This is a genomic window from Pseudarthrobacter sp. J47, from assembly GCF_049810315.1.
Taxonomy (GTDB): domain Bacteria; phylum Actinomycetota; class Actinomycetes; order Actinomycetales; family Micrococcaceae; genus Arthrobacter.
In genome coordinates this window covers 155,871-180,887 of sequence record NZ_CP187358.1, presented here as the reverse complement: position 1 = coordinate 180,887, position 25,017 = coordinate 155,871, and the positions used below count along the sequence as shown (strand labels likewise).

Sequence of the window (25,017 nt, the reverse complement as noted above, 5' to 3'; positions counted from 1 at the left end):
CAAAAAGGCGGTTTCGGACATCCGCAGCCGGGGTGTCCGGTGCGGATGTCCGAAAGCGTAGCGCTTGTCCGGCAGCAGCGGTATCAGGCGCCAAGCAGCGCGTTGATGGGGCCGCGGGCAAAGTAGACCAGGAACCCGACGGTGACTACCCACATGAGCGGGTGCACCTTACGGATCCGGCCTGACGCGGCGCTGATAACTGTCCAGGCGATGAAGCCGACGCCGATTCCGTTGGCGATGGAGTAGGTCAGCGGCATGGTGACGATGCACAGGAAAGCGGGCAGCGCCACAGAAAATTTGCTGAACTTGATCTCGCGGATCTGGGCCATCATCATGGCGCCCACCACCACCAGAGCAGCCGCCGCCACTTCGAGCGGAACCACGCTGGTGAGCGGCGTGAGGAACATGGAGCCGAGGAACAGCACACCGGTGATTACCGATGCCAGGCCGGTCCGGGCGCCTTCGCCGATGCCCGCCGCCGAGTCGATGTACACGGTGTTGGATGATCCGGACGTCGCACCGCCGGCCACGGCCCCGATGCCTTCCACGATGAACGCGGACTTCAGCCGGGGGAACGTTCCGTCCTTATGCGCGACGCCGGCACTCTTGGCCAGGCCGGTCATGGTGCCCATGGCGTCGAAAAAGTTGGTGAACACCAGGGTGAAGACCAGCATGGTTGCCGCGAGTCCGCCGATCCTGCTGAACGAACCGAACATATCGAACTGGCCCACCAGGGACAGGTCCGGCACCGAGACCAGGTGTCCGGACAGCACGGGGGTGTTCAGGTGCCAGCCACCCGGGTTGGCATCGCTGCCCGGACCCACCTTGAAGACTGCCTCGACAATGACGGCCAGCACCGTGGTGGCCACAATCCCGATCAGCAGCCCGCCCTGGACCTTCCTGGCCACCAGGATTCCCATCACCAGCAGGCCCAGCGCAAACACGAGTGTGGGCAAAGTGGTGATGGAGCCGTCGGTGCCCAGCTGAACGGGTGGGCCACCCGCCGTCGGACGGACAAAGCCTGAGTCCACAAAGCCGATGAAGGCGATGAACAGGCCGATTCCCACCGTGATGGCGGCCTTGAGTTCCTTGGGAACGGCCCGGAAGATCGCGGTCCGCGCGCCGGTGACGCCGAACAGGACAATCAGCAGCCCGTTGATCACCACCAGTCCCATGGCCTCGGGCCACGTGACGTCCTGGATGACCGATACCGCCAGGAAGGAGTTGATGCCCAGTCCGGCGGCCAGGCCGAACGGGAGGTTGGCCACGAGGCCGAAAATAATGGTCATCACGCCCGCGGTGAGGCCGGTAACGGCACCCACCTGCGCTGCGGACAACCAGCCGCCCGCCACGTCCGTGGGGGCGTTGTCCGGGCTGAAACCGCCCAGGATCAAAGGGTTGAGGATGACGATGTACGCCATCGTAAAGAAGGTCACCAGCCCGCCGCGGAACTCCCTGGCAATGGTGGATCCGCGGGCTGTGATGTGGAAAAAGCTGTCCAGGAATGACCTGGACGGAGGGGTTGACCCGGGTGCGGTCTCAACTGCAGCCTGCTCGGGCTTCAGGAGTGTCATCCGTGCCACCTCCCCTAGTAATCAATCCTGGAGTCGAGCGTGTTCCAGGTGTTGAAGGGTTCCAGGATTTCCGGCGCGTCCTCCGCCGTGAGGTGCAGGCGGCCCACCGGCATCAGTGCGTCGCGGTTGCTGTTCTCGAAGTACTCGTAGAACACGGCGTCATCGAAGCCAACGGAGGCGGCGTCATGCCGGTCTGCGGCGAAGACCACGCGCTCCACCCTCGCCCACAGCGCCGAGGACAGGCACATGGGGCACGGTTCGCAGCTGGTGTAGAGCGTTGCTCCGCTGAGGTCGAAGGTGCCCAGCTCGCGGCAGGCGGTGCGGATGGCCGTGACTTCGGCGTGCGCTGTGGGGTCATTGCTGGCAGTGACCCGGTTGACGCCGTCGAACGCCTGCCCGTCCTTGGTGACCACAACGGCGCCGAACGGGCCGCCGCTGTTGTGCACGTTGGCCGTGGCCAGTTGGATGGCCCGGGCCAGATGCTGCTGGGATTGGTGGTGTTGCTCAGTTTCTGAGGACCTGATGTGTTGATCCGTGGCGGTCATGATGCGACTCCCTTGAAGTGCGGAAGCTCAGCAAATTCCGGGCAGGGGCTCACGGAGGAGAACAAGCGGTACGGCGTTTACCAGGCTTCAGCATGTGCATTTGAAGGTTCAGTTGCGCCTGGTAGATAGCTTCCCGAAGACTCGGGCGCCCGCCTTGGCAAGTACGACATTAGCACCAGGATGTGAGCCGCGCCATAGTTTTTTGGAAGTTTAATTTCGTGATGTGAAATCCTGGTTACAAACGGTTCACTACTGTCCGGCCGCGGTTGTGATGAGACTCACTCGCAATAATCGCCTTTTGGCTTGAGGCGGTCCGCTTCCGCTGGGCACCATGGAACCAGGCGGTTCCGCATTGGCGCGGGGTCCCATTTTCATGAATGGAAGCAAAAACAATGACGTTTGAGACTGAAGCCGTGACCCTCAAGATCTGGGACCGGTCAACCATGAACCACACCATCGACTCGCTGGTCAGCGAGCTTTCCGACCGCCACAACACCAGCAAGGGCAATATCGCGGTCACCTGCAGCGGCCCGAATACCTACACTTTCAGCCTGGGCGGCGCGGCAAAATCCGCTTCCCTGGAGTCCGTTAACAGCTAGTTCTCCAGTTGGACCGGGCGTCACTTCCCTTGACCGTAAGCATGCTTACTATTATTGTGGAAAGTGGCCGCCCGGTTTCGCATCCCGGCACGGTCGGTAAAACCAAAAGGAAAAAGTCCGCCCTGCCCCGTGGGCGGCGTCTTACAACTGGAGGTTCACCTTGCGTACCAAAATCATCGCCCCCCTGACCACCCTGGCACTATCCGGAGCATTCCTTGTGGGCATCGCGGCCCCATCAAATGCCGTGGCACCGGCGGCGGCACCCGGAGCAGTTGCGGCGGCCAATCCCCAAGTAGGCGCAGCAACGGTCACGGGCACCATCAACGAGACCATCGAAGGCGTTGGCACCCTGGTGGGCTCCTTCACGCCCACAGGATTCACCAATGACCGCGGGCAGCTGGTGGTCACGGGTCTCCTGGAAGGCACGTTTACGGACCTGAATGGAGTGACTACCGAGGTCAGCCAGACGGTCACCAGCACGGTTGAAGGCCTCACCGGAGGGTCCGCGGCCTGCGACATCCTGAACCTGGACCTGGGCCCGCTGCACCTTGACGTACTCGGCCTGGTTGTCGACCTGGACGAAGTCCACCTGGACATCACCGCTGAACCGGGCGCCGGCAACCTGCTGGGCAACCTGCTCTGCAGCGTCGCCAACGCACTGAACCCCGGTGGCGGCGGCGCTGGCGGCCTGGCCAACCTGCTGAACCGCCTCCTGGGCCTGCTCGGGTAGTTTCCCGGATGCCGGGATTTGCTCCGGCACTCCCCTCGAAAGCGGGAACCCTTGCTGCGGCAAGGGTTCCCGCTTTTCGTGTGGTGAGGGCCGCCGTCGGGAGTTATGTTCGGCGTCGCTTTGACGGACGGATCACGCGCCCCTAGGGTGGTGCCCAAGCCGCTGCCTTTCCGCACCGGCACCTGGATCAGCAGACAGGTTCACTGAGCTGGCATGACACACAGCCGCCTCAGAGCAAGGAACCCCCATGAACCGTCTTTGGATCAGGAATCCCCTGGCCGCCTTTACCGCCAACCAGCTGGACGCCTCCGGGGGTGTGGTGGTCAGCGGCGGAACCATCACCGAGGTCATTTCCGCCGGCCAGCAGCCCTCAACGCCGTGCGGCCAGACGTTCGACGCCGGCAGCCACGTCCTGCTCCCCGGCCTGATCAACACGCACCACCACTTCTACCAAACCCTCACCCGCGCGTGGGGTCCGGTGGCCAACGCCGCGCTCTTCCCCTGGCTGCAAAACCTGTACCCCGTGTGGGCCAGGCTCACGCCCCGGGACCTGGAACTGGCCAGCACCGTAGCCCTTGCAGAACTCCTGCTCTCCGGCTGCACCACCGCCGCAGACCACCACTACCTGTTCCCCGGCGGCCTCGAAAACGCGATTGATGTGGAAGTTGAAGTGGTCCGGAAACTGGGCATGCGTGCCACCCTCACCAGGGGATCCATGACCCTGGGGACGGACGACGGCGGCCTTCCGCCGCAGTCAACAGTGCAGGCCCCGGAGGTGGTGCTGGAGGACAGCGAGAGGCTGGTGGGCCAGTACCACCAGCGCGGCCCGGAGGCGATGATCCAGATTGGCCTGGCCCCCTGTTCGCCGTTCTCCGTGACCAAGGAAATCATGGTGGAGAGCGCACTGCTGGCAAACCGGCTGGACGTTCGGCTCCACACCCACCTCGCCGAAACGCTGGACGAGGAGGAATTCTGCCGGGAGAAGTTCGGGCTCCGGACTGTGGACTACCTGGACAGCGTGGGCTGGTTGACGGACCGCACCTGGCTGGGCCACGGCATCCACTTCACGGATGAGGAAATCCGCCGGCTGGGAGCCGCGGGCACCGGCGTCGCGCATTGCCCCACCTCAAACATGCGCCTGGCCTCGGGGACGGCGCGCGTCCTGGAACTGGAGGATGCCGGGGCTCCCGTGGGGCTGGGAGTGGACGGCTCGGCGTCGAACGATGCCTCCAACATGATCCTCGAAGCCCGGCAGGCCCTGTACCTGCAACGCCTTCGGTACGGGGCGGAGGTGCCTGTGGAACGCGCGCTGGGCTGGGCAACGCGCGGATCGGCAGCGGTCCTTGGCCGCCGGGAACTGGGCCAGCTGGCACCCGGCATGCAGGCGGACCTGGCACTCTTCCGGCTCGATGACCTGCGCTTCTCCGGCAGCCACGATCCACTGGCCGCGCTCCTGCTGTGCGCCGCAGACCGGGCGGACCGCGTGATGGTGGCCGGGCAATGGCGGGTGGTGGACGGGCAGATTCCCGGGCTGGACGTGGCGGGCCTCATCGCCGAACACTCGGCGGCCGCACGCCGGCTGGTGAACGGCTAGGACCGCTCCCGTTTCGACGGTTCCCTTCCTGTTCGATGGTTCGAATCGTCGTCTGGGCAGGGAACCATCGAAATGGCGGCCATCCGCTGCTAGCGTGGCGGCATGACACCGTCGAAGACGCCGGCAGAAATCCTGACCATTGACGGCCATGAGGTCCGCATCTCCAGCCCGGACAAGATGGTCTTCCCGGAAGCCGGGCTGACCAAACTGGACCTGGTGAAGTACTACGTGGCCGTCGCGGAGGGCGCGCTGCGGGGTGCGGGCGGCCGGCCCATGGTGCTCAAGCGGTTCCCCAAGGGCATCGACGCCGAACCGTTCTTCCAGAAGCGCGTCCCGGAAAACCACCCGGACTTCATTGATACGGCCACGCTCCACTACGCATCAGGGACCTCCGCCGAGGAAGCGGTGATCCGGGACGCCGCGGGCCTGGCGTGGGTGGTGAACCTTGGCTGCCTGGACCTGAACCCGCATCCGGTCCGCGCGGAAGACCTGGAGCACCCTGACGAACTGCGGGTGGACCTGGACCCCATGCCGGGCGTCGATTGGTCCCAGATTGTGGACGTCGCCTACGTGGCGCGGGAGGTGCTGGAGGACGTCGGGCTGGTGGGCTGGCCCAAGACCAGCGGATCCCGGGGACTGCACATCCTGGTCCGTATTGCGCCGCAGTGGTCCTACCGCGACGTTCGGCTGGCTGCCGAAACGCTGGCCCGCGAGGTGGAAAACCGCGCGCCGGGCCTGGCCACGGCGCGCTGGTGGAAGGAGGAACGGGGCGAGAGCGTGTTCGTGGACTTCAACCAGAACGCCAAGGACCGCACCGTTGCCTCCGCCTACTCGGTCCGCGCGCTGCCTGACGCCCGGGTGTCCACGCCGCTCACCTGGGACGAGGTCCGCACCGCCCGGCCGGAACAGTTCACGGTGCCTGCTGTGCTGGAACGCTTCGCCAAAATCGGGGATCCGCATGCAGGGATCGACGGCGCCGTGGGCAGCCTGGACGGGCTGCTTGCCCTTGCCAAAGAGCTGGGTCCTGCCGAGAAACCGCCCCGCGCGGGTGACGGTTCGGGCCGCCGGCAGTCGGTGATGCCGCTTATTGAGGTGGCGCGCACCAAGTCCAAGCCGGAAGCCGCCGCCGCACTGGAGGAGTGGAAATCGCGGCATCCGGACGTGGTTGCCGCACTGCATCCGGCGGACATCATGATCGACGGGATGCGCGGTTCAAGCTCGCTCTGGTACCGCGTCCGGGTGAACCTGCAGCACGTTCCAGAAGCGGAGCGGCCGCCGCAGGAGGAGCTGATCGCCGACTACGATCCCTGGGCCGGGCGCCAATGGAGCGGCGCCTGACGCCATGCCCCTGCGCGCCGCGCACCTGAGCCGGGGACCCGCCGTCGTGCCTCTGCCGGCTGGTCTCAGCGGCGTCAGCGGCGGCCGAATCCGGACAGTGAGTGGACCCAGCGGGACAGCCTGCCGGGCACGTGTTCCCGCTCCGCCGGGACGTGGAAATCCGGGTCGATTCCGCCGCCCCGCGGGAGGTAGAACTCCTGGGGTACGACGGCGGCCGGCTGGCCTGGTGCCGCCGGAGCCTTCTTCTGCTGGTCCATCTCGTCCTCCTCATCAACTCCTCGCATCATCCATGAATTCCATAATGCGATAAAGAACTTTTACTAGATGGAATAAGACTATGGCCGACGGCGGGTGCGCGTCAATGGTCGCGCGGCGTCCAGTCATAATCGGAATTTTGCATTTGTGATGTACACCACCGGCTTGTGGCGGTACGCTTGTTCCTAATTCGTGGCGCACGTCACGTAACCTGGGAGCAGCAGGCAGGGTCGTAATGAGCTGGCATCAATGGATGCCGGCTCTTTTTGTTGGGTCGGCACCACCGGAAACGCGCTGGAAATGCGCGCTTAATTTCAGTGATGGAACCTAGGTTCCACTTACCGGAAGTTGGGAACAGACCATGAGCAGCAAGATCATCCTCGGTGACAACCAGTACGGCAAGGCCGAAGTCCGCGTCGTCAAAATCACCCGCGACACCGACCGCCACGAAATCGAAGACCTCAACGTCACCTCGCAGCTGCGCGGCGACTTCGAGGCCGCACACCTCCAGGGCGACAACGCCCACGTGGTGGCCACCGACACCCAGAAAAACACCATCTATGCCTTTGCCCGCGACGGCGTCGGCTCCCCCGAAGCGTTCCTGCTGCGGCTTGGCGAACACTTCACCTCCAGCTTCGACTGGGTTACCGGCGGACGCTGGGAAGCAGAGTCCTACAGCTGGGACCGCATCCAGGCGCACGGCACCGAGCACGACCACTCCTTCGTGCGCAACGGCCAGGAAGTCCGCACCGCCGTCCTGGTCCGCGACGGCGCCACCACCCACCTCATCTCCGGGCTCAAGGACCTGACAGTCCTGAAGTCCACCCAGTCCGGCTTCGTGGGCTATCCCAAGGACAAGTACACAACGCTCCCGGAAACCACGGACCGCATCCTGGCCACGGACGTCTCAGCACGCTGGCGCTTCAAGACCGGAACCGACTTCAGCACCCTGGACTTCAACAAGAACTACGACGACGTCAAGGGACTCCTGCTCGAAGGCTTCACGGAGAAGTACTCCCACGCCCTCCAGCAGACCCTGTTCGACATGGGCACCAAGGTCCTTGAGGCCCACGCCGAGATCGACGAAATCAAGTTCTCCATGCCCAACAAGCACCACTTCCTGGTGGACCTGTCCCCCTTCGGACTGGACAACCCCAATGAGGTCTTCTTCGCAGCGGACCGCCCGTACGGCCTCATCGAAGCCACTGTCCAGCGCGACGACGCCACCCCGGCGGACATCGCCTGGTCCGGTATCGCGGGCTTCTGCTAAATCCTTTCCGGATTTCGACAGGCTCAATCACCGAACCCCGGTGGTTGAGCCTGTCGAAACCGCCGAAACCCGGTGGTTGAGCCTGTCGAAACCGCCTGTCCAAACCGCCACACCTGTTAGCCAGACAACGTTAGCCAGACGAAGGCGTCTGCCATGAACCAAGAAAGTCTGCCATGAACATCAAGAAGAAACCGGCCGCGGCCGTCGCCGGCAAAGGCCAGCAGTCAACCCGTCCGGAAGACCAGCGGCTTCCCCTGGGAAGTACTTTCGCTTACGGCTTCCAGCACGTCCTGACCATGTACGGCGGGATTATTGCCCCGCCGCTGATCATCGGCGCGGCGGCGGGAATGTCCTCCCAGGACATTGGCCTGCTGATCGCGGCCTGTCTTTTTGTGGGCGGCCTGGCCACAATCCTGCAGACCATCGGCATCCCGTTCTTCGGTTCGAAGCTGCCGCTGGTCCAGGGTGTCTCGTTCGCCGGCGTCTCCACCATGGTGGCGATTGTCCATGGCGGCGGTGGTATCCAGGCGGTCTTCGGTTCGGTTATCGCAGCGTCCTTGATTGGCCTGCTGATTACGCCGTTGTTCTCCAAGATCATCCGCTTCTTCCCTCCGGTGGTCACCGGCACGGTTATCACCACCATCGGCCTGACGCTGATGCCGGTTGCTGCCAACTGGGCCATGGGCGGCAACAGCAAGGCGGACAACTACGGCAGCATGGCCAACATTGGCCTGGCTGCAGCCACTATGGCGATCGTCCTTCTCCTGAGCAAGGTGGGAAGCGCGGCCATTTCACGGCTGTCGATCCTGCTGGCCATGGTGCTGGGCACGCTGATCGCCCTTGCTTTCGGTATGGCTGACTTCTCCAAGGTGGGCCAGGGGGACATCGTCGCGTTCCCCACGCCGTTCGCCTTCGGTGCCCCGGTGTTTGAGATCGCGTCCATCATCTCCATGCTGATCGTCATCCTGGTGACGCTGACGGAGACCTCGGCGGACATCATTGCCGTGGGCGAGATCGTGGACACCAAGGTCGATTCCAAGCGGATCGGCGATGGCCTCCGGGCTGACATGCTCTCCAGCGCCATCTCGCCCCTGTTCAACTCGTTCACCCAGAGCGCCTTCGCCCAGAACGTGGGCCTGGTGGCCATCACGGGCGTCAAGAGCCGCTTTGTGGTCAGCGCCGGCGGCCTGATCCTGGTGATCCTGGGCCTGCTCCCGGTTCTTGGCCGGGTTGTCGCAGCGGTTCCCACACCCGTGTTGGGTGGTGCCGGCGTCGTACTGTTTGGAACGGTTGCGGCCAGCGGTATCCGCACGCTGTCCAAGGTGGAATACAAGAACAACATGAACCTGATTGTGGTGGCGGCGTCCATCGGTTTCGGCATGATCCCGATTGCCGCGCCGGCGTTCTACGACCAGTTCCCGTCCTGGTTCGGCACCATTTTCCACTCCGGCATCAGTTCCGCCGCCGTGATGGCCATCCTGCTGAACCTGCTGTTCAACCACCTCAAAGCGGGCAACTCGGAGAACCAGTCGGTCTTTGTGGCCGGAACCGATCGGGTGGTCCGGGAAGAGGACCTCAAATGCCTGGCCGAGGGCGACCGCTACGAGAACGGCAAGCTGATCGACTGCGACGGCAACGAAGTCCCGATCGAATCCAGCAGCAAAGCCGAGCACTGACAGCATCCATAACTGAATAGAAGCAAGAGGCTCGACGGCGGCACCCACCCAGGTGCCGCCGTCGCCCTTTCCCCTCCCTCCCCAACTAGGTAGCAGTAGATGCCGTTATGAGCGCTCATAAGGACAACAAGTGCTACCTACTTGGGTTGGAGCCATGCGAGCGGCGACGTTCCGTACCTCTGCGGGGGCGCGCCGAATTCCAGCTGCCTGCTCTCAACAATCAGTGGCGGCGGCACAAACACCAGGTCACCGTAATCGCTGGGACTGGTGCGCAACGGGACGTCCAGTTCCTGCTTTCCGGCGTGGGCAGGCGGTGTGGGCAGTCGCATCAGTTCCCCGGCTGTGCGCGCCAGCGAAAGGTGCGCGGAACCGCTCATCCCCTGCGCCCGGGCGGCCACCAGTGCCACCGCCGCGGCAGCCATGCCCAGTCCCGTGGCGTGATCCAGGGCCTGGACGGGAAGGGCCCCGGGCCGCCAGCTGTCCCCTTCACCCGTGCCGTAAAGGTACGAGATGCCTGTGGCCGCCTGGACAAGACTGTCGAATCCGCGTCTCCCCGCCCAGGGCCCGGCGTCGCCCCACGCATCGAGCGACACCACCGCGAGCGCCGGAAAGTCTGCCCTCAGCGACGCCGCATCGAGGCCAAGACGGGTGAGCGCGCCGCCCCGGTAGGCAGAAAGTACGACGTCGGCCTGGCTGAGGAGCGCGCGCAGGTCCCCGCGGATTCCGGGCTGCTTGAGGTCCGCAACAGCGCTGCGTTTGTCGAACCCGGTGTCCACGTGCTGGTCCTGCAGTTCAGGAATTCGGGGCGGATCGACCCGCAGGACGTCCGCGCCGAGGGCTCCCAGGATTCGGCTGCCGGAGGGGCCCGCGATGACCCGTGTCAGATCCAGTACGCGGAGCCCATCGAGCAACCCGCCGTGTGCACGGGTCCGCCGTCCCGGCATTGCGGCTGCCGCAAGACTGAACCGGATCCACGGCTCATTCGTCAGGGCAAGGCCAGGCTCTGACGCTGCCCATTCCCCGGGCGTCCGGACCCTTACTGCCAAACCTCCGGCCGCGGTGACCGACTGTTCCACCCCGGCGGCGGGACGGCTGCGCACGGCGGCATCGACGTCGTCCGCTTCTTCCACTTCCAGCGCCCGGAGCAGGGCCTGTTCATGGTGTGGATAGTTCGCGTGCAGTCTCACCCAGCCGTCCGCGGCACGGCGGAAACCGGACAGCGGCGCGAATCCATCCGGCGTCCGGCCGTTGATTTTCAGGTGCGTGAAGGACGCAAACGCCGCCGCAACCCCTGGGGACGTGAACGTCACCCGGCGCGAGGATGCTGAAGAAACGGCGGTTGCCAGTGCCTGCAGGGAACCCAGCGCCAGCCCCTCGACATCCAGCGGACCGGCCCACCACCAGCGCGGTCCGGACCAGGACGCCGGCTCCACGGCCTCCGGCAACACCGCGGCGAGCTCCCGCCACAGGGCTGGAACCGGATCGTTGGAACTGTTCCGGGGTGCCATGGCCGCTACGGGAGGGTGCTGAACTTTTCAGCGAGAGATTTGGTGCCCTGCACGATGATCTGGTCGTCGTCGTACAGCACGGTCTGGGCGGTGGTGTGGCCCCACGTTCCGCCACGGCGCTTTACGGCCACGATGGTGATCCCGTACTTGTCCCGGAGCCCCAGGACACCCAGCGGCCTGTCCCTGGCCACGGCCGGCGGGCTGGTGCGGACCATCACGAAGTCGTCCTCAAACTCCACGTAGTCCAGGATCGAGCCACGCACCAGGTGGGCCACCCGTTTGCCCATGTCATGTTCCGGGCGGATCACATGCTCGACGCCGAGCTGCACCAGGATCTCCGCGTGCGGCTCGCTGATGGCCTTGGCCCAGATCTGGGGGCCGTTGAATTTCAGCAGCCGGGAGGTGGTGAGGATGCTGGCTTCGATGTCCGTGCCGATACCCACGACAGCGCGGTCGAATTCGTGGACGGAGAGTTGGCGCAGCACCTCCTCCTTGGTGGAGTCGGCGCGGACCACGTGCGTCAGGATGCCGTTGAAGGACTGCACAATGTCCTCACGGGCGTCAATGCCCAGCACTTCGGTCCCCTGGGACTCCAGCTCCCGGGCAAGGGCGCCGCCAAACCGGCCCAGGCCGATCACGACGACGGAATCCGCCTGCGCAACGTGCTCGGCGGTGCGGGTGAAGATGTTCCTAGCCAATGAGCGGCCTTTCCTTGGGGTATTCGAAGAGGACGGGACGGGGACGGAGGGCCAGGGCAACACCCAGGGTCACGGGCCCCAGCCTGCCGATGAACATCAGGAGGATCAGCACCACCTGGCCCGCGGGCGGCATGGCAGCGGTGATTCCTGTGGAGAGACCAACCGTGGCGAAGGCGGAGACCACTTCGAAGAGGATCTGCTCCTGGCCGAAGTCCGTGATGAGCATCAGGAACATGGTGGAGGCGGTCACCAGGGCGATGGCCAGCAGCACCACGGTAATGGCCTGGCGGTGCACGGCGCGTGAGAGGCGCTTGCCGAAGATGTTGACGGCGGTATCGCCACGCAGTTCAGCAAGGAGGATGAAGAACAGCACGGCGAAGGTGGTGATTTTCAGTCCGCCTGCGGTGCCGGCCGGACCGCCGCCGATGAACATCATGATGTCCATGCCCATCCAGGAGACCGGGTGCATCTGGGAGATGTCGACGCTGTTGAACCCGGCGGTGCGGGTGATGACGGACTGGAAGAATCCGGCCAGCACACGTTCCCCGGGCCGGAAGGCGCCCAGCGTTGCAGGGTTTGTCCATTCCACGAGGGTGATGAAAACAGTGCCCGCAAACAACAGGACGCCGGACCCGGCCAGGACCAGCTTGGTGTTCATGCTCCAGTGGATGGGCCTGCGGTATTGGCGGCGGAGCTCGAACAACACCGGGAAACCCAGGCCGCCGATGATCACTGCAGCGGCAATGGGCAGGCACACCCACGGATCGGTGGCGAAGCCCATCAGGCTGTCCGAATACAGAGCGAAACCGGCGTTATTGAAGGAGGAGACCGAATGGAACACACCCTCCCAGGCGGCGCGGCCGGCGTCGTATCCGTAACCGCCCATAAAGCGCAGGGTCAGGATCAGAGCCAGCGCGGCCTCGGTGACCAGGCTGAACGTCAGGACGCCCAGGAGGACCCGGCGGACGTCACCGAACCCGGTACTTTTGGTCTCGGCAGCAGCGGAAAGCCGGGAGCGCAGGCCCAGTCTTCGTGCCACCAGCACACCCAGCAGCGCACCGAAGGACATCACCCCGAAGCCGCCGATCTGGATCAGGGCCAGGATGACCACATGGCCGAATTCGGTCCAGAAAACGGGTGTGTCAACGGTGATCAGGCCCGTCACGCAGACGGCGGACGTGGCCGTGAACAGGGCTTCGAGGAACGTGGCGCCGCCTGGACCCTGCTTGGCGTTGGGCAGCATCAGCAGAGTGGTTCCTACCCCGATAGCCGCCAGGAAGCCAAGCACAATGACCTGCGCGGGATGCCGTGGAGACAACGCCTGCAGCGTGCGCCGGACATTGGCGGACACCGGGCTGAGGACGCTGCTGGAGGTCCGCATTCCCAAAGATCGCAGGGCGCGCTTCGAGGCGGACATCAGGTGCATAGCCGTCACGCTACCACCGGGACGCCCGGCAACCCGCCACCCTCCCAACTGGCTGGCATTTAACGCTGCCAAACGGCGATTTCAGAGCGTTAACTGCGACCTAGTCGGGACGGGGGTCAGCTCTGGTTCAGCTCCTCCGAAATGGTTCGCGCCGCCTCACGGAGCAGCGGCACGGCGCGGTCCGCGAAGCCCTGGTCCACGCGGGAGACGGGCCCGGAAACGGAGATGGCCGTGGGCGTGGGTGCGTTGGGGACGGCCATCGCGAAGCAGCGGACGCCGATTTCCTGCTCTTCCTCGTCAATGGAGTAGCCGCGCTCCCGGATGAGGTTCAGGTCCGCCAGGAGGGAGTCGATGTCCCCGATGCTCTTGTCCGTGGGCGTGGGCATGCCGGCGCGGGTCACGATGCCACGCACCACGTCATCGTCCAGCTGCGCCAGGATGGCCTTGCCGACGCCGGTGGCATGGGTGTGCGCCCTGCGGCCCACCTCGGTGAACATGCGCATGGAATGCAGGGACGGCACCTGGGCCACGTAAATGACCATGTCCGAATCCAGCACCGCCATGTTGGAGGTCTCCCCCAGCCGGTCCACGAGGGACTTCAGCTGCGGGCGGGCCAGCGCGCCCAGCTGCTTGTTGGCGCCTTCGCCGAGCCGGATCAGGCGGGGGCCCAGGGCGTAGCGGCGGTTGGGCAGCTGGCGGATGTACCCCAGCGAGACCAGGGTGCGCAGCAGGCGGTGGATGGTGGGCAGCGGCAGCTCCGTGGAGGAGGAGAGTTCGCTGAGCGTCACGTCCCCGCCGGCGTCGGTAATGAGCTCGAGCAGTTCGAAGACGCGCTCTACTGACTGGACGCCTCCATTGGCTTTTTCGGCCATAAACGGTTCTCCTGTGGATCAGCCGGGGACCTGGGACGTGGATCAGGGCGACATATTTTATCCACATCGTGAAAGTCCGTAGAACCCCAAGATACCTCACGGAAGCGGGACCGGGCCATCGCGAACAAAGAGCTTGTGTTTCCACTTTGTAGATAATAATATCCATAATACGAAAACATTCAGATCAGCAGGCACCCGGCACAGGGTCCTAACCAGGAGGAACATTCAATGGCGAACCCGAATCCCGGAAATTCCATCACCCTTCGCGTGGAGGCCCCGTCCAGCTTCAGCGCCACCAGCGAACTCGCTGCCGCAGTAGGCCAGGCCGGTGCGGCCATCACCGCCCTTGACGTCACCGAATCACACCACGACACCCTGGTAGTGGACGTCACCTGCAACACCACCGACGACGCCCACGCCGGCCGCGTCAAGGATGCCCTGAACGCGCTCGACGGCGTCACGGTCCAGCACGTCTCCGACCGCACCTTCCTCATGCACCTGGGCGGCAAACTCGAGGTTGTCCCCAAGGTAGCCCTGCGCAACCGTGACGATCTTTCCCGCGCCTACACTCCCGGCGTCGCACGCGTCTGCATGGCCATTGCCGAAGATCCCGCCGCCGCCCGGAACCTGACGGTCAAACGGAACACGATCGCCGTCGTCACCGACGGTTCGGCGGTGCTGGGCCTTGGCAACATCGGCCCCGCGGCTGCCCTGCCCGTGATGGAAGGCAAGGCCGCGCTGTTCAAGCAGTTCGCCGGCGTCGATGCCTGGCCGGTGTGCCTGGACACCCAGGACACCGAGGAAATCATCCGCACGGTCAAGCTCCTGGCTCCGGTCTACGGCGGCGTGAACCTGGAGGATATTGCCGCGCCGCGCTGCTTCGAGATCGAGGCACGCCTGCGGGAAGAGCTGGACATCCCGGTGTTCCACGATGACCAGCACGGCACGGCGATCGTCACCCAGGCCGCCCTGGTGAACGCCCTGCGCGTTGTGGACAAGAAGCTCTCCGAGGTCCGGATCGTGGTGTCCGGTGTGGGCGCCGCGGGTTCTGCCATCATCCAGCTCCTCAAGGCCCAGGGCGCGCAGCACATCATCGCCGCCGGCCGCTCCGGAGCCATCCACTCGGGCGAAAAGTACGACGACGACCACCGCACCTGGATCGCCGCGAACACCAACGAGGAAGGCTTCTCCGGCACGCTGCACGAAGCCCTCAAGGGCGCGGACGTGTTCATCGGCGTCAGCGCACCGAACATCCTGGGCGAGGAACAGCTTGCGTCCATGGCCGAAGACGCTATCGTGTTCGCCATGGCCAACCCGACGCCGGAGGTGGACCCCGCGATCGCTTCCCGCTACGCCGCCGTCGTCTCAACCGGCCGCTCCGACTTCCCCAACCAGATCAACAACGTGCTCGCATTCCCCGGATTCTTCCGCGGCCTGCTGGATGCAGGAGCATCGGACATCACCCCGGACATGCTGGTTGCCGCGGCTGATGCTATCGCCAACCGGGTGGCTGACGATGAACTCAACGCCAGCTACATCATCCCCAGCGTTTTTGACCCGCACGTTGCCGCCGACGTCGCCGCCGCGGTTGCGAACGCCGCCCGCGCAAACACGGCACACCCGACGAACCCGGCACAGTCAGCAACTGCAGCGAATACCACAGCCGGCGCCTAGCCCGCAGCCCTACGAAAGGACCACACCATGGCTCTTACAGTCACCGATCCGCAGCCGATCCCCCGCGCAGGGGAAATCCTGACCGCTGAGGCACTGGCGTTCGTCGAGGAGCTGCACCAGCGCTTCGCCGGCACCCGCGCGCAGCTCCTGAAGGCCCGCGTTGCCAAGCGTGAAGAGGTGGCCCGCACCGGCCGCCTGGATTTCCTGCCGGAGACCCGGGGCGTGCGCGACGGCGACTGGAAGGTTGCGCCCGCGCCTGCGGCTTTGCAGGACCGCCGGGTGGAAATGACGGGTCCGGCGGCGCCTGCCAAGATGGCCATTAATGCGCTGAACTCCGGCGCCAAGGTGTGGCTGGCGGATCTTGAGGATGCCAGCACGCCCACGTGGGCGAACGTGGTGGAAGCCGTCCTGAACCTGCGCGACGCAGCCGCCGGCACGCTGGCGTTCACCTCGGAGGAGGGCAAGGAGTACCGCCTCCGCACTGACGCCCCGCTCGCCGTCGTGGTGACCCGGCCGCGCGGCTGGCACCTGCCGGAGAAGCACCTGCTGCTCGACGGCGAAACCACCGTGGGCGCGCTGGTGGACTTTGGCCTGCACTTCTTCCACACCGCGAAGCAGCTGCTGGAAAACGGCCACGGCCCGTACTACTACCTGCCCAAGATGGAGAGCCACCTTGAGGCCCGCCTGTGGAACGACGTCTTCGTGTTCGCGCAGGACTACCTGGGCATTCCGCAGGGCACCATCCGCGCCACGGTGCTCATCGAGACCATTCCGGCGGCCTACGAAATGGACGAGATCCTCTACGAGCTGCGCGACCACGCTTCCGGCCTGAACGCCGGCCGCTGGGACTACCTGTTCAGCATCATCAAGTACTTCCGCGATGCCGGCGAGCAGTTCCTCCTGCCGGACCGCGCCTCCGTGGTGATGACCGCGCCGTTCATGCGCGCCTACACCGAGCTGCTGGTCAAGACCTGCCACGCCCGCGGCGCCTTCGCCATGGGCGGCATGGCGGCAGTAATCCCCAACCGCAAGCAGCCCGACGTCACGGCCGCGGCCTTCGAGAAGGTCCGTGCGGACAAGACCCGCGAGGCGAACGACGGCTTCGACGGTTCCTGGGTGGCCCACCCTGACCTGGTTCCCACGTGCCGAGAGGTGTTCGATTCCGTGCTGGACGGCAAGCCGAACCAGCTGGACAAGCAGCGTCCCGAGGTCAGCGTCACCGCGGACCAGCTGATCGACGTCACATCCGCCGGCGGCCAGGTCACCGAGGCCGGGCTGCGCGCCAACCTCTACGTGGCAGTGGCCTACACAGCGGTGTGGCTCTCCGGAAACGGTGCCGTAGCCATCCACAACCTGATGGAAGACGCCGCCACCGCGGAGATCTCCCGTTCGCAGGTGTGGCAGCAGTTGCGCAACAAGGCCGTGCTGGCGGACACCGGCGCCACGGTGACGGCGGAACTCGTGCAGCAGATCCTGGCCGAGGAAACCGAACGCCTCCGCGGCGAAGTGGGCGAGGAAGCATTCACCAGCTTCTACGCGCCGGCCTCACAGCTCATCGCGGACATCTGCCTGTCCGAGGACTACACGGACTTCCTCACCCTCCCCGCCTACGAACTGCTGGGCTGAGCCGTGGCCGGACCTTCACTGACCCCCACGGACCTGGCCCGGATCGACGCTGCGCTGGCGGCGACGGACCAGCTCCTGGACCGTAACTACCCAGGCGACGATGGCACCCGCCAGCCCATCCACACCGTCTACATTCCCGCGGACCGGTTTACGCCGTCATTCGTTACGGACTGGAGCGCCGCAGCGATTGCCGCGGCAGACGCCCACGGCGGCCTGGAGAACCTCGGCGCGCTGCTGGGCCAGGCTCCGGAGCTGGCATCCGCCGTCGCCGCCCGCGTTGCCCGCAAGCTCGCTGAGGAACCCATCGAGGACCTCCGCCTGGACTTCGAGGACGGTTACGGGGACCGCGGTGACGAGGCTGAGGACGCCGACGCCATTGCTGCCGCCCAGGCCGTTGCAGCCGCAGTGTCTGCGGGGACTGCTCCGCCGTTCATCGGCATCCGCTTCAAGTGCTTCGAGGCCCCCACCCGGGCCCGGGGCCTGCGCACCCTGGACCTGTTCGTGTCCACGCTGGCGCGCCTGGGTGAGCTGCCCGCCGGCCTGGTCCTGACCCTGCCCAAGGTCACCACGGTGGCGCAGGTCAAGGCAATGGACGACGCCGTCACCCGGCTTGAGGAGGTGCTGGGACTTCCTGCCGGACGGCTTCGTTTCGAGGTCCAGGTGGAAACGCCGCAGCTGATCCTGGGCCCCGACGGAACCTCGCCGGTGGCGCAGCTGCCGCACGTGGTCCCCGGCCGGATCAGCGCACTGCACTACGGCACGTACGACTACAGCGCCTCGCTGCAGATCTCCGCGGAGTACCAGTCCATGGAACACCCCGTGGCGGACTTCGCCAAGGAAGTCATGCAGCTGGCCGTGGCCGGGACGGGCATCCGCCTCTCCGACGGTTCCACCAACATCATCCCCGTGGGCGACAACGTGGAGAATGCCTGGAAGCTGCACGGCAGGCTGGTCCGCCGCTCCCTGGAACGCGGTTACTACCAGGGCTGGGACCTGCACGCAGCCCAGCTGCCCAGCCGGTTCGCGGCCTCCTACGCCTTCTACCGCGAAGGCCTGCCCGCCGCGGCAACCAGGCTCCGTAACTACGTCGAACGCACCGAAGGCGGTGTGATGGATGAACCCGCCACCGCCCGCGCCCTGGCCGGATTCATCCTGCGCGGCGTCCAGTGCGGCGCCATCGGTGCCGAAGAGGTGCAGGCGATGGCCGGCGTCGAACTTTCCCACCTGACCGTCCTGGCGCACCCGCGGCTGGCTCAGTCCACTTCCAAGTAAGGATTCTTTGATGGGCAACTACTACTACCCGCAGGGTGGCCTGCCGCCGCAGACCCACCTCACCACCGAACGCGCGATCGTCACGGAGGCCTACACGGTCATTCCCAAGGGCGTGCTGACGGACATCGTCACCAGCAACCTGCCCGGGTTCACCAACACCCGCTCCTGGATCATCGCCCGGCCCATTTCCGGCTTCGCCACCACGTTCTCGCAGCTGATCGTTGAGATCGCTCCGGGCGGCGGGGCTCCCAAGGCCGAGTTCGAGGCCGGTGTGGAAGGCGTTGTTTTCGTCACCAAGGGCAAGCTCAACCTCACCCTGGACGGCGAACTGCACCAGCTTGAGGAAGGCGGCTACGCGTACCTGGCGGCCGGTTCCGAGTGGGGCGTGGAGAACGTTTCCGGGGACATCGTGTCCTACCACTGGATCCGCAAGGCCTACGAGCGTCTGGAAGGCTACGAGGCCAAGTCCTTCGTCACCAACGAGAAGGACATCGAGCCCACGTCCATGCCGGACACCAACGACGTCTGGAAGACCACCCGGTTCACGGACTCCTCCGACCTGGCCCACGACATGCAGGTCAACATCGTCACGTTCCAGCCCGGCGGCGTCATCCCGTTCCCGGAAACCCACGTGATGGAACACGGCCTGTACGTCCTGGAGGGCAAGGCCATGTACCTGCTCAACAACGACTGGGTTGAGGTGGAAGCCGGCGACTTCATGTGGCTCCGCGCGTTCTGCCCGCAGGCCTGCTACGCCGGCGGCCCCGGCGAATTCCGCTACCTGCTGTACAAGGACATGAACCGCCAGGTGAAGCTGACCTAGGACGTTCCTGCGGGCTCTTTTGGATGTGAGCTCGCTCCCACTCCGGCACAATCCCTTCCGCCGCCGCGTTGTACGAGGTGGCGGAAGGAGGCCACTGTGATCATTGTCCTGACCGGAATCGACGGATCCGGAAAGTCGACGGCGGCCCGCGCCCTGGTGGAATTTGCCTCGGCGGGCGGCGGCGATGCGCTGTTGCTGGCCAACCATGCCGGACGCCGCACCATGTCCGGCTGGGGTGCAAGGACCGGGATCACGCTGCCCGCCTGGCTGACGGACGGGCTTGAAACAGCCATCCGGGTTTTCAACGTACTGCGTTCCCACCTGCTGGCATCCCGGCATGACGGCCTGGTGGTGATGGACAGGCACCTCTACTGCCAGCTGGCCCTGCGTGAGGCCAAGGGGCTGCCACGCGGCCGGTTCCTTCCGTGGCTGCTGGCAACACTCCCGGCGCCCGATCTGGTGCTGCACCTGGACGTCCGGCCCAACGTCGCCTACCAGCGGGTGGCCGCCCGCGGAACGGACGAGGAATCGCTGGCTGACCTCATCGCACTGGACGCGGCTTACCGCCGGCTCCCCGAGTACCCCGGATTCACGGTGGTTGACGCGAACGGCCCGGCTGACGACGTCAGGCGTGCGCTTTCCGGGCTTGTTGCGGGCGCTGCTGTTTCCGCTTAGTCCGTCCCCGGCTTAGCCGGGCTCAGGCTGTCCAGGATCTCCGCCGCGGTGCCCTCAAGCGTCCTGCGGTGGCCCGTCCCGGCCCACAGGTTGACGCCGTGCGGGTCCCCGGCGGCCGCTGCAGCCGCCCGGATCGGCGTGGTCATGTGGTGGACCTCGGGGTAGCCGGCGGGGGCCGAATCATCGTGGTCCGCCATAAAGCGGTTGTAGAGCCCGCGGGCATAACGGCCGGAGAACGCCCTGGTCACGCCCGTGTGCGTGAAGTCCGGGGAGGCGAGCGCGGCGCGGTGCGCCGGCCGGGTTCCCGCTTCAGCAGCCAGGAGGAAAGCCGTTCCGCACTGGACGGCCACCGCACCCATGCCAAGCACCCGGGTGGCATCACCGCGGCTGACGATGCCACCCGCCGCAATCACCGGAACCTGCACGGCCCCGAGTACCTGCGGCAGGAGGGACTCAAGGGGCGTCCCATCCGGCGCGGCAGTTGGCTCGAACATGCCCCGGTGCCCGCCCGCCTCCGGACCCTGCACACACAGTGCGTCAGCGCCGGCGTCGACCGCGGCAAGGGCTTCCCCCACCGAGGTGACGGTCATGATCACGGGGATGCCGGCGTCGTACATCCGGCTGACCGCTGACGGCTCCGGGATGTCGAACGTGAAGGATACGACGGCGGGACGCAGCTTCACCACCACGTCCAGCTTGGCGTCCCAGTCGTCTTGGTCGAACCTGGGCCCGCCCGGTTCAACGCCGTAGCGGGCGGCATCCACGGCCAACTCCGCAGCGTACCGGGCCAGCTGCCCGGCGTCCGCGAAGGACGGCTGCGGCACAAAAAGGTTCACGCCGAAGGCTGCATCCGTCAGGGCCCGGGTCCGCAACATTTCGGCTTCCACCTGCGCCGCCGTTTTGTATCCGGCGGCGAGGAAACCCAGCCCGCCGGCCAAGCTCACAGCCGCCGCCAGCTCGGGCGTGGACGGTCCACCCGCCATCGGCGCCTGGATAACGGGCCGCTGCAGCTGGTCCAGGAGATCGATGTTCGTGGGGCCGGGCATGTGGCACTCGCTCTCTGAACGGCGGTTGTTGTCCCAGCCTTTCATACGCGCAAGGGCCGCGGGCTGAGGTCCCTGGTCGACCTCCCGAATGGCCGCCTCAGAGTGAGCCAGCCATTCGGGGTTTCGACGCTTTAGTTACCCACTACTCGCAGGCCACGCCATCCTTGTCGCGGTCAAGAGCTGGCCGGTAACCGGGGCTACCGGCCAACAGTGGCGCAGCACCTGCAGCCCGGGCATCCGCACAGCTTGAATAGTAAGCCGCAGGAGGGGCAGGCGCGGGTGCGGGTGGCGGGGCAGGCGCGGGTGCGGGTGGCGGGGCAGGCGCGGGTGCGGGTGGCGGCGCCGGCGCGGGCGGCGGTGGCGGCGCGGGCGGCGGTGGCGGCGCGGGCGGCGGTGGCGGCGCCGGTTCAGCGATCTTGGGCACGTCCACGAATGGGACCGGAACGTTTCCTCCTGCCCCTGCCCCAATACCGGCTTCAGCGGAGCCCGCGAGCTGACTTGGCGTGGGTGTCGGTGTTGCGGTTGATGTACGGGTAGGTGTTGTTGTCGGCGTAGTGGTGGGCGAGGGTTTCGGTGTCGGAGATTTGCTTTGTTTAGGAGCCGGACTGGAAACGGTAGTCGTGGGTGTCGCTGAAGCTGGGACAGGTGACTCGCTTCCAACATTTTGCTGGTACTGCGGGTTAGCTGCATAAACTGCGCCACCGACCATGCACGTCACTATTGAAGCGCCAAGAACTGCGGCCCCCACTTTTCGGCCCGGCAATAGGGCCCAGGAACGCCTACCAGTTAGCAACGTATAGAGCCCCGTAAAGAAAGCGAACGTCGCTAGGACAATCAGAACTCCGCCAAGCCCGCTGCTGGCTGCCGAAATAACAATAAACATCAGTGCCAGGATCACAACAATCCACGTGGAGACTCTCACTTTCCTGAGTGGGCTCACGGAATGCCCTTGCGCATCCCCACCGGGACGGTCCGGCTGTTGTTGTTGAAAGCGTTGGCTGTCCGGGCCATCAGGACCCGGCGGAAAAAATTGACTCACTTTGTCCCCATGCGTACGAGAGAAGCCGGAGACTCACATCGAACCCCCGGTGATACTAGCTCCTCCCGTACATAGTTCGGGAGGTTTGATTCGATGTAATTCCGATCGAATCCAATTCGAATAGTAGCGGTTAATTTAGCAATATGGACCTCCCCCGTCCCTGAAAATCGGAAATTCGCGCGGGAGTAGACTTTCGACTCAGGCCCACCAGAGTTTTTATGAATTTGTCACGCCTGTCACGCACTTTTGTCACGTTTTGCGCATTTTGCATTATTCGTCTGGTCCCTCAGAAATAGAGACCATAAAAGCCCATATGAGCAGAAGCATGTTAAGTCACAAGTCCGCGTGACAAGCTTCGCCATCAGGGCCCGTGGTACTCGTCTTAAGGGAGGCGCGGACAGTCCGCGCCGGTTTGACGACGACGAGGTTAGAAATGCGCAGCGCCGCCACAGTGACCAGGAAAACCATGCTCATCGGCTCTGGGCTGGGGGTGCTGGCATTCCTGACGGGTTGCGCCAGGAACCTTGCGCCCGCTGCACAACCCGCTGGCGCGGCTGCACCCGCATGGTCCTATGAAGGTGCCGGCGGCCCGGAGCACTGGGGCGAGCTGAGCCCTGGTTTCGACAGTTGCTCAGCCGGCACTTCCCAGTCCCCTGTCGACATTCCCGCCGCCGCTGGCGTTGTCTCCACCGAACCAGTCGCCATCAACTACTCGGCGTCGGAGGCCGTACTCACGGATAACGGCCACACCACCGAACTCCATTCGCTTTCCCCGCAGGGCATCACGGTGGGCGGCAAGGACTACGCCTTCAGGCAGATGCACTTCCATGCGCCCTCTGAGCACCACCTCAACGGGGTTGCCTTTGACGCGGAATTCCACTTTGTCCACCAGGCCGACGACGGCGAACTGGCTGTGATCGGCGTCCTCGCCGCTGCCGGGGGTGCCGGAGCGGCGGCCGGCAACGCGATCTGGGAACCATTCGTCAGTGGGTTGCCTGCAGCTGCAGCAGCTTCCGGCGAAAAGGTTCCGGCCGGCGCCGTCGTGGATTTCCCCGCCTTGCTTCCCAGCGAACTTGACCACTTCCGCTACAGCGGCAGCCTCACCACGCCGCCATGCACCGAAAAGGTCAGGTGGCTGCTGCTGCAACAACCGATCGAACTGGGCGCTGACCAGCTGGCGTCGCTGAAGGCTGCCCATTCCGGGAACAACCGTCCCGTGCAACCGCTGCATAACCGCGAAGTTGCCGGCGTGGACAGCTGAGCACGGGATAGCCTGAACCCTATGCCCACAGCCGTATCCCTCATCAGGTCCCAGGACCTCGCCGCTTCAGTCCAGTACGCCTACGCAGCCACCGCGCCGAAGGACGCCCGGCTCATTTTCCTGGCCGGCGCGTGCCCGCTGGAGAAGGACGGGTCCATCGAGGACCACGGTGATTTCGCCGCCCAGGCTGCGAAAACGCTGCACAATCTGCGTGCCGCCTTGGCGGCTTCGGGTGCCGGCCTTGAGGACGTTATTAACACACGCGTGCTAGTCGCCTCCGCGTCCCGGGAGGACCTGGTGACTGTCTGGGATGTGGTCCGTGACGCCTTCGGGGACCACGACGCACCCAGCACGCTGCTCGGGGTCACCGTCCTGGGATACCCCGGCCAGCTGGTGGAGATCGAGGCGGTTGCCGCCGTCGTCGATTAAGCCCTGCCCTGCGCGGTCCGCGCCAGATCCTTGGCTACCCGCCATTCGTCGGCAAGGATGGCGAAGACAACTTCCGTGGCCCATTCGCCTTTGTAGTGCCATTTGTCGATCTGCCGCGCTTCCTCGCGCATGCCAAGCCGGGAGCAGATGGCCGCCGATGCCGTGTTCCGGGCGTCCAGGTTGGCGCAGATCCGGTGGAAGTCCAGCTTCTCGAACCCGAGTTGCAGCACGGCGTCCGCGGCTTCCGTGGCGTAGCCGTGGCCGCGCGCTTCGGGAGCCAGGCTCCAGCCAACCTCGGCCTGGCCCGTCCCGGGAAGCCACTTCAGCACAACTTCACCAATGATCCCGGGGTCCGCAGCGGATTCGATGGCCAGCACCACCCAGTCGCCGGGCTTCTCGAAACTGTAGTTGGCGTAAGCACCAACACGCTCCATGCACTCGGTGTATGACTTGGCCTCGCCGGGCAGGAACCGGGCTGTCTCGCGGAGCGAGTGGTACGCGAAGTAGCCATCCAGGTCTCCGGCCCCGAAGCGGCGCAAAACCAGGCGCTCAGTGCGCAGCGGCAGGGAAAAGTCAGGCATGCCCCGAGCCTATCCCGCCTCCGCGAAAGGGTTGAGTCCGGCCGTTCGCGGGTACAGGCACGGTATAGCGGAAGGAGGGAACCATGACGAATGTCCAAACGATGCTCAACACCTACCCGAAGGACCTCGGCGACATCGACCGCGGCAAGCTGGTCACCTGTATCGAGGCCTGTTTCCAGTGCGCCAGGGTCTGCACTGCATGCGCCGATGCCTGTCTCAGCGAGGAAATGATGCCCGTCCTGGCCAAGTGCATCAGGACTGACCTTGACTGCGCGGAAATCTGCACCGTTACCGGCAACATCCTCACCCGGCGGACCGGTTATGACGCGAACGTGGCCCGGGCCCTGCTGGAGGCATGCCGGCTGGCCTGCCATGCGTGCGCTGACGAATGCGCCCGACACGCCACCATGCACGAGCATTGCCGGGTATGCGCCGAAGCGTGCCGCGCCTGTGAACAGGCCTGCGCGCAGCTGCTGTCCGCGTAGCCCCACTCATCTAACTCGCAG

24 protein-coding genes are annotated in these 25,017 nt (G+C 65.3%); 14 read left to right on the top strand and 10 right to left on the bottom strand.

Going from position 1 to position 25,017, the window contains the following annotated elements:
* Positions 1-83: 83 nt before the first annotated feature.
* On the bottom strand, positions 84-1,574 hold the full coding sequence (locus ACPJW8_RS00855; RefSeq protein WP_330188028.1) for an NCS2 family permease: 1,491 nt from the start codon (positions 1,572-1,574) through the stop codon (positions 84-86).
* Between the two features lie 14 nt (positions 1,575-1,588).
* Positions 1,589-2,119: a nucleoside deaminase gene (locus tag ACPJW8_RS00850; RefSeq protein ID WP_330188029.1), complete on the bottom strand. Its 531-nt coding sequence runs from the start codon at positions 2,117-2,119 to the stop codon at positions 1,589-1,591.
* 392 nt (positions 2,120-2,511) lie between these two features.
* Here ACPJW8_RS00850 and ACPJW8_RS00845 point away from each other — a divergent pair, with 392 nt between their 5' ends.
* The 4 genes from ACPJW8_RS00845 to ligD all read left to right on the top strand — a co-directional run bounded on the left by ACPJW8_RS00845 (position 2,512) and on the right by ligD (position 6,380).
* Positions 2,512-2,718, top strand: a complete 207-nt coding sequence (locus ACPJW8_RS00845) for a hypothetical protein (RefSeq protein ID WP_330188030.1) — start codon at positions 2,512-2,514, stop codon at positions 2,716-2,718.
* Between the two features lie 160 nt (positions 2,719-2,878).
* Positions 2,879-3,448, top strand: a complete 570-nt coding sequence (locus ACPJW8_RS00840) for an ABC transporter substrate-binding protein (RefSeq protein ID WP_330188031.1) — start codon at positions 2,879-2,881, stop codon at positions 3,446-3,448.
* Positions 3,449-3,695: 247 nt separating this feature from the next.
* On the top strand, positions 3,696-5,042 hold the full coding sequence (locus ACPJW8_RS00835; protein ID WP_330188032.1) for an 8-oxoguanine deaminase: 1,347 nt from the start codon (positions 3,696-3,698) through the stop codon (positions 5,040-5,042).
* Between the two features lie 102 nt (positions 5,043-5,144).
* Entirely contained in the window at positions 5,145-6,380 is a 1,236-nt protein-coding gene (ligD, locus tag ACPJW8_RS00830) for a non-homologous end-joining DNA ligase (RefSeq protein ID WP_330188033.1), read from the top strand.
* Between the two features lie 74 nt (positions 6,381-6,454).
* Here the strand turns inward: ligD and ACPJW8_RS00825 are convergent, their stop codons facing one another.
* Positions 6,455-6,637, bottom strand: a complete 183-nt coding sequence (locus tag ACPJW8_RS00825; RefSeq protein WP_330188034.1) for a hypothetical protein — start codon at positions 6,635-6,637, stop codon at positions 6,455-6,457.
* A gap of 359 nt (positions 6,638-6,996) precedes the next feature.
* Here ACPJW8_RS00825 and pucL point away from each other — a divergent pair, with 359 nt between their 5' ends.
* Together pucL and ACPJW8_RS00815 are read left to right on the top strand one after the other, a co-directional pair.
* Entirely contained in the window at positions 6,997-7,905 is a 909-nt protein-coding gene (gene pucL / locus ACPJW8_RS00820) for a factor-independent urate hydroxylase (protein ID WP_330188035.1), read from the top strand.
* A gap of 173 nt (positions 7,906-8,078) precedes the next feature.
* Positions 8,079-9,581 (top strand): nucleobase:cation symporter-2 family protein, encoded by a 1,503-nt coding sequence (locus tag ACPJW8_RS00815; RefSeq protein WP_330188036.1) that lies wholly within the window; start codon positions 8,079-8,081, stop codon positions 9,579-9,581.
* A gap of 137 nt (positions 9,582-9,718) precedes the next feature.
* Here ACPJW8_RS00815 and ACPJW8_RS00810 read toward each other — a convergent pair whose 3' ends face one another.
* From ACPJW8_RS00810 to ACPJW8_RS00795, 4 genes are all read right to left on the bottom strand, one after another.
* Positions 9,719-11,089 (bottom strand): CoA transferase, encoded by a 1,371-nt coding sequence (locus ACPJW8_RS00810; protein ID WP_330188037.1) that lies wholly within the window; start codon positions 11,087-11,089, stop codon positions 9,719-9,721.
* Positions 11,090-11,094: 5 nt separating this feature from the next.
* Positions 11,095-11,787, bottom strand: coding sequence for a TrkA family potassium uptake protein (locus tag ACPJW8_RS00805; RefSeq protein ID WP_330188038.1), 693 nt, complete (start codon positions 11,785-11,787; stop codon positions 11,095-11,097).
* Positions 11,780-13,213, bottom strand: a complete 1,434-nt coding sequence (locus tag ACPJW8_RS00800) for a TrkH family potassium uptake protein (protein WP_330188094.1) — start codon at positions 13,211-13,213, stop codon at positions 11,780-11,782. Before ACPJW8_RS00800 ends, ACPJW8_RS00805 begins: the two co-directional genes overlap by 8 nt.
* 116 nt (positions 13,214-13,329) lie before the next feature.
* On the bottom strand, positions 13,330-14,085 hold the full coding sequence (locus tag ACPJW8_RS00795; protein WP_330188039.1) for an IclR family transcriptional regulator: 756 nt from the start codon (positions 14,083-14,085) through the stop codon (positions 13,330-13,332).
* Between the two features lie 228 nt (positions 14,086-14,313).
* Between ACPJW8_RS00795 and ACPJW8_RS00790 the strand changes: the two genes are divergently transcribed.
* From ACPJW8_RS00790 to ACPJW8_RS00770, 5 genes are all read left to right on the top strand, one after another.
* Complete coding sequence (locus tag ACPJW8_RS00790) at positions 14,314-15,759, top strand: NAD-dependent malic enzyme (RefSeq protein WP_330188040.1); 1,446 nt, start codon at positions 14,314-14,316, stop codon at positions 15,757-15,759.
* A 27-nt stretch (positions 15,760-15,786) separates the two neighbouring features.
* The gene (gene aceB, locus ACPJW8_RS00785) at positions 15,787-17,385 is read left to right on the top strand and encodes a malate synthase A (protein ID WP_330188041.1); all 1,599 of its coding nucleotides are present in this window, start codon (positions 15,787-15,789) and stop codon (positions 17,383-17,385) included.
* Positions 17,386-17,388: 3 nt separating this feature from the next.
* Complete coding sequence (locus ACPJW8_RS00780) at positions 17,389-18,657, top strand: DUF6986 family protein (RefSeq protein WP_330188042.1); 1,269 nt, start codon at positions 17,389-17,391, stop codon at positions 18,655-18,657.
* 10 nt (positions 18,658-18,667) lie between these two features.
* Positions 18,668-19,480 carry a bifunctional allantoicase/(S)-ureidoglycine aminohydrolase gene (locus tag ACPJW8_RS00775; RefSeq protein ID WP_330188043.1) on the top strand — a complete coding sequence of 271 codons (813 nt, stop codon included), beginning with the start codon at positions 18,668-18,670 and terminating at the stop codon, positions 19,478-19,480.
* 96 nt (positions 19,481-19,576) lie between these two features.
* Positions 19,577-20,155: an AAA family ATPase gene (locus ACPJW8_RS00770; protein ID WP_330188044.1), complete on the top strand. Its 579-nt coding sequence runs from the start codon at positions 19,577-19,579 to the stop codon at positions 20,153-20,155.
* Here ACPJW8_RS00770 and ACPJW8_RS00765 read toward each other — a convergent pair.
* Positions 20,152-21,201 (bottom strand): nitronate monooxygenase, encoded by a 1,050-nt coding sequence (locus ACPJW8_RS00765; RefSeq protein ID WP_330188045.1) that lies wholly within the window; start codon positions 21,199-21,201, stop codon positions 20,152-20,154. The two genes, ACPJW8_RS00770 and ACPJW8_RS00765, sit on opposite strands and share 4 nt — an antisense overlap.
* Before the next feature lie 142 nt (positions 21,202-21,343).
* Positions 21,344-21,910 carry an excalibur calcium-binding domain-containing protein gene (locus ACPJW8_RS00760; protein ID WP_425256389.1) on the bottom strand — a complete coding sequence of 189 codons (567 nt, stop codon included), beginning with the start codon at positions 21,908-21,910 and terminating at the stop codon, positions 21,344-21,346.
* Positions 21,911-22,706: 796 nt separating this feature from the next.
* On the opposite strand from ACPJW8_RS00760, the gene ACPJW8_RS00755 reads away from it, so the two are divergent.
* Together ACPJW8_RS00755 and ACPJW8_RS00750 are read left to right on the top strand one after the other, a co-directional pair.
* Positions 22,707-23,501, top strand: coding sequence for a carbonic anhydrase family protein (locus ACPJW8_RS00755; RefSeq protein ID WP_330188046.1), 795 nt, complete (start codon positions 22,707-22,709; stop codon positions 23,499-23,501).
* Positions 23,502-23,522: 21 nt separating this feature from the next.
* Positions 23,523-23,930, top strand: a complete 408-nt coding sequence (locus tag ACPJW8_RS00750) for a RidA family protein (protein WP_330188047.1) — start codon at positions 23,523-23,525, stop codon at positions 23,928-23,930.
* Here the strand turns inward: ACPJW8_RS00750 and ACPJW8_RS00745 are convergent.
* Positions 23,927-24,511, bottom strand: a complete 585-nt coding sequence (locus tag ACPJW8_RS00745; RefSeq protein ID WP_330188048.1) for a GNAT family N-acetyltransferase — start codon at positions 24,509-24,511, stop codon at positions 23,927-23,929. The genes ACPJW8_RS00750 and ACPJW8_RS00745 overlap by 4 nt on opposite strands.
* Positions 24,512-24,594: 83 nt before the next feature.
* Between ACPJW8_RS00745 and ACPJW8_RS00740 the strand changes: the two genes are divergently transcribed.
* Entirely contained in the window at positions 24,595-24,996 is a 402-nt protein-coding gene (locus ACPJW8_RS00740; RefSeq protein ID WP_330188049.1) for a four-helix bundle copper-binding protein, read from the top strand.
* Positions 24,997-25,017: the final 21 nt, after the last annotated feature.